Origin of the sequence: Limnohabitans sp. 15K, assembly GCF_002778285.1 — a bacterium.
In the GTDB taxonomy this organism is placed as follows: Bacteria; Pseudomonadota; Gammaproteobacteria; order Burkholderiales; family Burkholderiaceae_C; genus Limnohabitans_A.
Genome location: NZ_NESM01000004.1, coordinates 237,018 through 246,826 on the forward strand (window position 1 = coordinate 237,018; position 9,809 = coordinate 246,826).

The window sequence follows — 9,809 nt, forward strand, 5'->3', positions numbered from 1 at the left end:
GGCCGGGAGGTCCTTGCCCATAAAGATGTCTAACGTGTCCGAAGCCCCAGTTGTTGAAGTTGTGTCTGATGCAGACAAGTACGCTGAAGGCACGTTCGTCAGCTATCCCGGCTCGCCCTTTGAGCTCCACCAGCCTTACCCACCTGCTGGTGACCAGCCGATGGCCATTGAGCAGCTGGTCGAGGGGGTGCACGACGGCGAGGTGTTTCAAACCCTTTTGGGTGTGACCGGCTCCGGCAAGACCTTCACCATGGCCAACGTCATCGCCCAGCTGGGGCGGCCTGCCATTGTGTTTGCGCCCAACAAAACACTGGCGGCGCAGCTCTACAGCGAGTTCCGCGAGTTCTTCCCGAAGAATGCGGTCGAGTACTTCGTCAGCTATTACGACTATTACCAGCCCGAGGCCTATGTGCCCCAGCGCGATTTGTTCATTGAGAAAGACAGCGCGATCAACGAGCACATCGAGCAGATGCGTCTGTCGTGCACCAAAAGCATCATGGAGAGGCGCGATGTGGTGATCGTGGCCACGGTGTCGGCCATCTATGGCATCGGCGAGCCCGAAAGCTACCACCGCATGATCATGACGCTGCGCACCGGCGACAAGCTGGGCCAGCGCGACGTGATCGCTCAGCTGATCCGCATGCAGTACCAGCGCAACGACATGGAGTTTTCACGCGGCAAGTTCCGGGTGCGGGGCGACACGATCGACGTGTTCCCGGCGGAACACTCGGAATTGGCCATCCGCATCGAGCTGTTTGACGACGAGATCGAGAGCCTGCAGCTGTTTGACCCGCTCACCGGGCGCATTCGGCAAAAGATCCCGCGTTTCACGGTTTACCCGTCCAGCCACTATGTGACGCCGCGCGACAAGGTGCTGGCCGCTGTGGAAACCATCAAAATCGAGTTGGCGCAGCGCTTGAAAGAGCTGGTGGGCATGGGCAAGCTGGTCGAGGCCCAGCGCCTGGAGCAGCGCACCCGGTTTGATTTGGAAATGCTGTCCGAAGTGGGCCACTGCAAGGGCATCGAGAACTACACCCGCCATTTGTCAGGCGCAGCGCCGGGGGACGCGCCCAGCACCCTGACCGATTACATGCCGCCCGATGCCATCATGTTTTTGGACGAGAGCCACCAGATGATTGGCCAGCTCAACGCCATGTACAACGGCGATAAGGCGCGCAAAACCACGCTTGTGGAATACGGCTTTCGCTTGCCCAGCGCCTTGGACAACCGCCCGCTCAAGTTCGAGGAGTTTGAAAAACGCATGCGACAGTGCATCTTCGTTTCGGCCACGCCTGCCGACTACGAGAAGACGCATTCGGGCAAGGTGGTCGAGCAGGTGGTGCGTCCCACCGGACTGGTCGATCCGCAGGTCGAAGTGCGCCCCGCCACGCATCAGGTGGACGATGTGCTGCAGGAAATTCGCATACGGGTCGACAAGCACGAGCGCGTTTTGATCACCACATTGACCAAACGCATGGCCGAGCAGCTGACGGATTACCTGAGCGACAACGGCGTGAAAGTGCGTTACTTGCACAGCGATGTGGACACGGTCGAGCGGGTGGAAATTTTGCGTGACCTGCGCTTGGGCGCTTTTGATGTGCTGGTGGGCATCAACTTGTTGCGCGAGGGCCTGGACATTCCCGAGGTGTCGCTGGTCGCCATTTTGGATGCCGACAAAGAAGGCTTCTTGCGCTCCGAGCGCAGTTTGATCCAGACCATTGGCCGTGCGGCTCGAAACCTGAACGGCCGGGCGATTTTGTATGCCGACCGCATCACCGAGTCGATGAAAAAAGCCATGGGCGAGACCGAACGCCGCCGCACCAAACAAGTGGCACACAACGAGGCCATGGGCATCACACCCAAGAGCATTGTGAAAAAGGTCAAAGACCTGATCGACGGCGTTTACAGTGAAAAGTCGGGCAAAGAAGCCGAGCGCTTGGAGCAGGCCGCGGTGCAAAGGGCCAAGGTCGAGGACATGAGCGAGAAAGACATTGCCCGTGCCATCAAGCAACTGGAAAAGCAAATGATGGAACACGCCCGCAATCTGGAGTTCGAAAAAGCTGCCCAAGTGCGCGACCAGCTGACCATTTTGAAAGAGCAGGCTTTTGGGGCAACAGGCGGCGACAACATCGTGCCTTTGATCCGGGCTTAAGCCGCCGGATGAATAACCCCTTAACCCGAGTGATTTGATCGGGATTGGTTTATACTTGACTCGTTTAGTCGGGAACCCGCTTTCGCAGGTCACAGACCAAGCCCCCACCACTTCAGGAGTCTGCCATGCGTTTAACCACCAAAGGCCGTTTCGCCGTCACTGCCATGATCGATTTGGCCCTGCGCCAAGACGCCGGCCCCGTGACTTTGGCGGCCATCAGCCAGCGCCAACAGATTTCTCTGTCTTATTTAGAGCAGTTGTTTGGCAAACTGCGCCGCCACAACCTGGTTGAATCCACCCGTGGCCCCGGCGGCGGTTACACCCTGGGCCGCAAATCCACCGAAATCACCGTGGCCGACATCATTTTGTCGGTGGACGAACCCATCGATGCCACCCACTGCGGCGGCAAAGAAAACTGCAACGGCGGCGATGGCCGCTGCATGACGCACGACCTGTGGGCCTCACTCAACTCCAAAATGGTGGAGTTTTTGGACTCGGTGTCCCTGCAAAAGCTGGTGGATGACCAATTGGCCAAAGGCTTGGTCGTTGAGCACAAGCCCAGCCTCAAGCGCGCGATTGCCCCCATGCCGATCAGCCAACCCATCCGCGTGAATGTGCCCAACTCGGTGTTTGACCTGGGCAATATGTTCGCCAAATCCTGATTCCTGAAAAAGAGCAGACCATGACCACACCCCATTTCCCCATTTACCTCGACTACGGCGCCACCAACCCTTGCGATCCTCGCGTGGTGGACGCCATCGTGCCTTGGTTGCGTGAGCACTTTGGCAACCCCGCATCGCGTACACACGCTTGGGGCTGGGAAGCCGAAGCCGCTGTCGAAAAAGCCCGCGAGCAAGTGGGTGATCTGATCGGTGCCGATCCCCGCGAAATCGTGTGGACCAGCGGTGCCACCGAGTCCAACAACCTGGCCATCAAGGGTGCAGCGAACTTCTACAAGTCGCGCGGCAAGCACCTGATCACCGTCAAGACCGAACACAAAGCCGTGCTCGACACCATGCGCGAGCTGGAGCGTCAGGGCTTTGAAGTGACTTACCTCGATGTCCAGGCCGATGGCCTGCTGAACATGGACGCCTTGAAAGCGGCCATTCGCCCCGACACCATTTTGATCAGCGTGATGTTCGTGAACAACGAAATCGGCGTGATCCAGGACGTGACCGCGATTGGCAATCTGTGCCGCGAAAAAGGCATCGTCTTCCACGTCGATGCTGCCCAGGCTACCGGCAAGGTCGAGATCGACATGACCCAGTTGCCTATCGATTTGATGAGCTTGGCCTCGCACAAAACCTATGGCCCCAAGGGTATTGGCGCTTTGTATGTCCGCCGCAAGCCCCGCATTCGCCTGGAAGCGCAAATGCACGGTGGCGGTCACGAGCGCGGCATGCGTTCGGGCACCTTGCCCACGCACCAGTGCGTGGGCATGGGCGAGGCGTTCCGCATCGCCAAGCTGGAAATGGCGCAAGACAACGCTAAGGCCCGCGCTTTGCACGACCGCCTGATCAATGGCCTGAGCGACATGGAACAGGTGTTTTTGAACGGCCACGCCACCCAGCGCGTGCCACACAACATCAACATGAGCTTCAACTTTGTCGAAGGCGAATCCCTGATCATGGGCATCAAGGGCTTGGCGGTGTCGTCAGGTTCTGCCTGCACATCGGCCAGCTTGGAACCCAGCTATGTCTTGCGCGCCTTGGGCCGCAGCGACGAGTTGGCGCACAGCAGTCTGCGCTTGACGATTGGCCGATGGACCACTGAAGAAGACATCGACTACGCGATCAAGACCATCCGCGAGAACGTGGCCAAGTTGCGTGACCTCAGCCCTCTGTGGGAAATGCACCAAGACGGCATCGATCTGAGCACCATCCAGTGGGCTGCCCACTGAGCTGACATTGAACTGAATACGGAGAAAACACCATGGCATATTCTGAAAAAGTGGTTGACCACTACGAAAACCCCCGCAACGTCGGCTCCTTTGACAAAGGTGACGACAGCGTGGGCACCGGCATGGTCGGCGCACCGGCTTGCGGCGACGTGATGAAGCTGCAAATCAAGGTCAACCCGACAACCGGCGTGATCGAAGACGCACGTTTCAAGACCTACGGTTGCGGTTCGGCCATCGCCTCCAGCTCGCTGGTAACCGAATGGGTCAAGGGCAAAACGCTGGACCAAGCTGCAGCCCTCAAGAACAGCGAAATCGCCGAAGAGCTGGCGCTGCCACCGGTCAAAATCCACTGCTCCATCCTGGCAGAAGACGCCATCAAGGCGGCCGTGGAAGACTACAAAAAGAAACACCTGAACTGACATGGCCATCACTTTGTCTGCTGCCGCAGCACGGCATGTCTCTCGCTATATGGCCAAACGTGGCTCGGGTGTGGGTGTGCGTCTGGGTGTCAAAACCACGGGCTGTTCTGGCTTGGCTTACAAGCTGGAATACGTGGACGACATCGCCCCCGAAGATGTGGTCTTTGAAGGCCACGGCGTCAAATTGATGGTGGACCCGAAAAGCTTGGCCTACATCGATGGCACGGAGTTGGACTTTGTGCGCGAAGGCCTGAACGAAGGTTTTCGCTTCAACAACCCCAACGAGCGTGACCGCTGCGGTTGCGGTGAGTCTTTCCGCGTTTGAGTACTGCGCGTGTGATCTCGCTTCAAGCCAACGACTTCGAGCTGTTTGACGTGCCTGTGCAATTTGCACAAGACCGCGCACAACTCGATGCCCGCTGGAAAGCGCTGCAACGCGAAGCCCATCCCGATCGCTTTGCTGCCGAGGGCGCTGCCGCCCAGCGCGTGGCCATGCAGTGGTCGGTGCGCATCAATGAGGCGTATCAGCGCCTGAAAGACCCGCTCAAGCGCGCTGCTTATCTGTGCGAGATGCAAGGCGCGCCTGTGCAGGCTGAGAACAACACGGCCATGCCCGCAGCGTTCTTGATGCAGCAGATGGAATGGCGCGAAAGCTTGGACGACACCGACAGTGCCGATGGCTTGCAAGCCTTGGCGGACGAAGTGGCCGACGAACAGCGCCGAGTCCAGCAAACACTGGCTCATTTGCTCGATGTGGCCAAAGACCCCGCGCAAGCCGTGGGGCAGGTGAGGGCGCTGATGTTCATTGAGCGCTTCACGCAGGAAGTGAACGCTAAACTCGACCGATTGACCTGAATTTTCCCGATTGAACATGGCCTTACTGCAGATTTCCGAACCGGGCCAGTCGCCCGACCCGCACCAGCGCCGCATCGCGGTCGGTATTGACCTGGGCACCACGCATTCGCTGGTGGCTTCGGTACGCAACGGCGTGGCCGAGTGTTTGCCCGATGACGATGGGCGGGTCATCTTGCCCTCGGTCGTGCGTTTCATGCCGGGGCAGGGCCGCCAGATTGGTTTTGACGCGGTGCAATCTGCCGCTTCTGACCCGGTCAACACGATTGCTTCCGTCAAACGCTTCATGGGCCGCGGCCTGAACGACATCGCCGACCGCAGCAAGCTACCTTACGAGTTCACGGCCAGTGAACAAGGCATGCTCAGCATCCAAACGGTGCAAGGCCCCAAGTCCCCCGTCGAGGTGAGTGCCGAAATTCTGGCCACCTTGCGTTTTCGCGCCGAAGACACCTTCAACGACGATATTTACGGCGCGGTCATCACCGTGCCCGCTTACTTTGACGACGCCCAGCGCCAAGCCACCAAAGACGCTGCGCAACTGGCAGGCCTGAACGTGCTGCGCCTGATCAACGAACCCACCGCTGCGGCCATTGCTTATGGCTTGGACAACGCCAGTGAAGGCGTTTACGCCGTGTTTGATTTGGGTGGTGGCACCTTCGACATTTCCATCTTGCGCCTGACACAAGGCGTGTTTGAGGTGCTGGCCACTGGGGGCGACTCCGCTTTGGGCGGTGACGATTACGACCAGGCCTTGGCCGACTTCGCCATGGCCCGCCAGCCTGGCCTGCAAGCGGTCACGGCCGAAGACAAAACAGTGCTCAAGGCCGCTGCCCGTGCCGCCAAAGAAGCCCTGACCAGTTCTGCCGAAGTCACCCTGAACGCTGCCTTGTCCACCGGCAGCTTGTCAGCGGCCATCAGCCGTGCAGATTTTGAGCAAGCCACGCAAGCCCTCACGGCCCGCTGCATCACTGCCGTGCGCAAAGCGCTGCGCGATGCACAGCTGGGCAAAGACGATGTGCAAGGCGTGGTCATGGTGGGCGGCTCCACTCGCATGCCGCAAATCCAGCTGGCGGTGGGTGAGTTTTTTGGTCAGGCGCCGCTCAACAACCTCAACCCCGATGAGGTCGTGGCTTTGGGCGCATCCATCCAGGCCAACCAGCTGGCAGGCAACAACGCCGCAGGCGAGTTGCTGCTGCTCGATGTGATCCCCTTGTCTCTGGGCATCGAAACCATGGGCGGTTTGGTCGAGCGCATCATCCCGCGCAACCAGACCATCCCCACGGCGATGGCGCAAGACTTCACCACCTACCAAGACGGCCAAACTGCGCTGGCGCTGCATGTGGTGCAGGGCGAGCGCGACTTGGTGCAAGACTGCCGCAGCCTGGCCCGCTTCGAGCTGCGCGGCATCCCGCCCATGGCCGCTGGTGCTGCCCGCATCCGCGTGACCTTCACGGTGGATGCCGATGGTCTGCTGAGTGTGAGCGCCAAAGAACAAATCAGTGGCGTCGAAGCCCGCATTGACGTCAAGCCTTCTTATGGCCTGAGTGACGATCAGATTGCCACCATGCTGCAAGAAAGCTTCACCACCGCACAGGCCGACATGAAAGCCCGTGCGTTGGTGGAAGCCCGTGTGGACGCCGACCGCATGCTACTGGCCACGCGCAGCGCCTTGGCAGCAGATGGCGATTTGCTGAGCGCTACTGACCGCGCCAACATCGACGCTCAGATGGTCACCTTGGAGGCGGCCATCCAGACCGAGCAAGACGCCAAGGCGCTGGAAGACTGCACCCAGGCGCTGGCCAAAGGCACCGAAGCCTTTGCTGCTGAGCGCATGAACCACAGCATCCAAAAAGCCTTGGCCGGTCAAAATATCCAGGCCTTGTAAAAGTCCACACCGAACTGCAAAGATACCCATGCCTGTCATCAAAATCCTGCCTCACCCCGAATACTGCCCGCAAGGTGCCGAGATCACCGCACCTGCAGGCACCAGCATTTGCGAAGCGCTGCTCGACAACAAAATCAACATCGAACACGCCTGTGACATGAGCGCCGCTTGCACCACCTGCCATGTGGTCGTGCGCGAAGGCTTCAAGAGCCTCAACGAGATGGAAGAAACCGAAGAAGACCTGCTCGACCGCGCTTGGGGCCTAGAGCCCGATTCGCGCCTGAGCTGCCAGGCTTTTGTGGCCAAGAGCGACTTGGTCATCGAGATCCCGCGTTACACCATCAACCACGCCAAAGAACTGCACTGAGCGGGAGCGTTAGACCATGCGCCAAATCGTTCTGGACACCGAAACCACGGGCTTGTCGGCCGAAGGTGGCGACCGCATCATCGAGTTGGGCTGCGTGGAGTTGTTCGCCCGCAAGCTCACGGGCAAGAACCTGCACTTTTACTTCAACCCAGAGCGAGACAGCCACGAAGACGCGCTCAAGGTGCACGGCATCAGCAACGAGTTTTTGCGCGACAAGCCCAAGTTCGCCGAGCTGTCTGAAGAAATTTTGGACTACCTGAGCGACGCCGAGATCATCATCCACAACGCTGCTTTCGATGTGGGCTTTTTGAACAAAGAGCTCGAGCGTGTGGGCAAAAAGCCCTTCAAAACCTATGTCAGTGGGGTGATCGACACCTTGGTCATGGCCAAGGAAATGTTCCCCGGAAAGCGCAACAGTTTGGATGCGCTGTGTGACCGACTCGAAGTGGACAACTCCGGTCGCACCCTGCACGGCGCTTTGCTGGACGCCGAGCTGCTGGCCGATGTTTACATCAACATGACCCGCGGCCAAGAGGCCTTGCTGATCGATGCGGGCGACGTACCCACCGACACCCAGTCGGTCAAGGTGCAAGTGGACCTGAGCACCTATGTGTTGTCGGTACTTCCCGCCAATGCCCAAGAGCTGGCCGCGCACGATGAGGTGCTGACCCAACTCGACAAATCGAGTGGCGGCAAAACCGTTTGGCGATTGGCTCAATCAGCTTGAGCCCTGTGGGCCAAAACGGCAATGCGTTGGGCAGCGATTTTTCAGCTGCTTCAGCCCTAAAAGGCCATGTTTTCATGTCATAATTGCGCTCTTCGCCAAGCGGCGTAGGGCGATTAGCTCAGGGGTAGAGCACTGCATTCACACTGCAGGGGTCGCAAGTTCGAAACTTGCATCGCCCACCAAAAATTCCCAATGAAATCAAGCACTTAGAGGAAACTCTAAGTGCTTTTTCTTATATTCAAAGTAGTATGGTCCGGGTTTACTACTTCTCATAGATTTTTCGATGTCTTTTCATAGATTTCGGAACAGCGAAACAACCCCAATTCAATCTGTTCTCAGTGACGCCCACATGGTGTCAATGCGGCCTTGCTTTTTGCCTCTTCTCCAACACAGCTAGCGCTGTGCTCAGCTTCAAAAAAACGCTACGTTTGTTTTGAAATGAGTCCAGCTACTTTGCCCAGCGAACCCAAGAAAAAACGCGCTGTAGGGCTTTTTTGAGCGCCGCACGGGTGCCAGCTGCAAAAGAGCACTGCCTTACGCAGACTTTGCGCACATGCAGATGCCGCAGATCAGCGTGATTTCGCCTTTTTTTTGCAGAAGTCAACATTAGGTGAACGCGGTTATTGCATCAGCATGAGCTAAAGGCTGGAAGCGGTCGGTAAGAGCTAGACTTCTGACTATCAATCCCAGAGCCCTTTACGGACATGATCTATGAATGATCCTCAACTAATTGCAAAACCACCAAGTGGACTTACAGTCAAAGCATTCTTTGAGGAAGTGTCTCCTGGCAAAAATGTTTTGATTCAAGCGCTTGGTAGAAAAGCTTCTGGCCCAAGTACAAGTTGGCATATGCAAGTTCCGGCGATTCAATTGCATTGCGATAACGAGGCGTGCCAAGGCATCCGTTATTTCGAGCCGAAAGATACGGAATATCTTCGACCAACGGAAAGAAAAGAACATTTCCTGAATTTTGTTTGCCGCAATTGTAAAAAGTCAAAAAAGACATACGCGTTCTGGTCACGACTAAGTGAGGATGAGGTAAACGGCGAACTTATGAAGTTCGGGGAGTACCCTCCATTTGGGCCGCCAACTCCATCACGATTGATAACAATGATCGGTGGTGAGCGTGATTACTTTTTGAAGGGGCGGAGAGCCGAAAACCAAGGTCTTGGTATTGCTGCGTTTGCATACTATCGTCGTGTCGTCGAAAATCAAAAGACTCGAATCATCGATGAGATTATTCGTGTTGCTCAAAAAATCGGAGCCCCGAAGGAAGTCACCGATGATCTTAACGCTGCACGCAGTGAAACTCAGTTTTCACGCGCTGTCGAAGTCATAAAACATGGTGTGCCTGAGTCTTTGCTCATTGGTGGCCATAACCCTGTTGATTAGCCAGACAAACTGAGCCAGTGTTTGCATCGAATATTGAGCCACTGGTTTTTAAAGAATTGGCTTATTCGGTTGTGGATAAGTTTAGCTGTTCTGTGTTTTTAGCTCCTTTCGTTTT

General features: G+C 57.2%; 10 protein-coding genes and 1 tRNA gene. All 11 read left to right on the forward strand.

Features of this window, described 5'->3' with window-relative positions; genetic code table 11:
- Positions 1-25 precede the first annotated feature (25 nt).
- Positions 26-2,152 (forward strand): excinuclease ABC subunit UvrB, encoded by a 2,127-nt coding sequence (gene uvrB, locus B9Z40_RS14550; RefSeq protein ID WP_100174073.1) that lies wholly within the window; start codon positions 26-28, stop codon positions 2,150-2,152.
- A gap of 125 nt (positions 2,153-2,277) precedes the next feature.
- Positions 2,278-2,814, forward strand: a complete 537-nt coding sequence (iscR, locus tag B9Z40_RS14555) for a Fe-S cluster assembly transcriptional regulator IscR (RefSeq protein WP_100174074.1) — start codon at positions 2,278-2,280, stop codon at positions 2,812-2,814.
- A 20-nt stretch (positions 2,815-2,834) separates the two neighbouring features.
- Entirely contained in the window at positions 2,835-4,052 is a 1,218-nt protein-coding gene (locus B9Z40_RS14560) for an IscS subfamily cysteine desulfurase (RefSeq protein ID WP_100174075.1), read from the forward strand.
- 32 nt (positions 4,053-4,084) lie between these two features.
- Positions 4,085-4,471 carry a Fe-S cluster assembly scaffold IscU gene (gene iscU, locus B9Z40_RS14565; protein ID WP_100174076.1) on the forward strand — a complete coding sequence of 129 codons (387 nt, stop codon included), beginning with the start codon at positions 4,085-4,087 and terminating at the stop codon, positions 4,469-4,471.
- Position 4,472: 1 nt separating this feature from the next.
- Positions 4,473-4,796 (forward strand): iron-sulfur cluster assembly protein IscA, encoded by a 324-nt coding sequence (gene iscA, locus B9Z40_RS14570; protein ID WP_100174077.1) that lies wholly within the window; start codon positions 4,473-4,475, stop codon positions 4,794-4,796.
- Positions 4,797-4,810: 14 nt separating this feature from the next.
- On the forward strand, positions 4,811-5,326 hold the full coding sequence (gene hscB / locus B9Z40_RS14575) for a Fe-S protein assembly co-chaperone HscB (RefSeq protein ID WP_199172578.1): 516 nt from the start codon (positions 4,811-4,813) through the stop codon (positions 5,324-5,326).
- 16 nt (positions 5,327-5,342) lie between these two features.
- Positions 5,343-7,208: a Fe-S protein assembly chaperone HscA gene (gene hscA / locus B9Z40_RS14580; protein ID WP_100174079.1), complete on the forward strand. Its 1,866-nt coding sequence runs from the start codon at positions 5,343-5,345 to the stop codon at positions 7,206-7,208.
- 28 nt (positions 7,209-7,236) lie between these two features.
- Positions 7,237-7,575, forward strand: coding sequence for an ISC system 2Fe-2S type ferredoxin (gene fdx / locus B9Z40_RS14585; RefSeq protein WP_100174080.1), 339 nt, complete (start codon positions 7,237-7,239; stop codon positions 7,573-7,575).
- A 16-nt stretch (positions 7,576-7,591) separates the two neighbouring features.
- Positions 7,592-8,302: a DNA polymerase III subunit epsilon gene (dnaQ, locus tag B9Z40_RS14590; RefSeq protein ID WP_100174081.1), complete on the forward strand. Its 711-nt coding sequence runs from the start codon at positions 7,592-7,594 to the stop codon at positions 8,300-8,302.
- 107 nt (positions 8,303-8,409) lie between these two features.
- Positions 8,410-8,484 (forward strand) — tRNA-Val (locus tag B9Z40_RS14595).
- Positions 8,485-9,013: 529 nt separating this feature from the next.
- Positions 9,014-9,694 carry a hypothetical protein gene (locus tag B9Z40_RS17165; RefSeq protein WP_143473993.1) on the forward strand — a complete coding sequence of 227 codons (681 nt, stop codon included), beginning with the start codon at positions 9,014-9,016 and terminating at the stop codon, positions 9,692-9,694.
- The last annotated feature ends 115 nt before the right edge of the window (positions 9,695-9,809 follow it).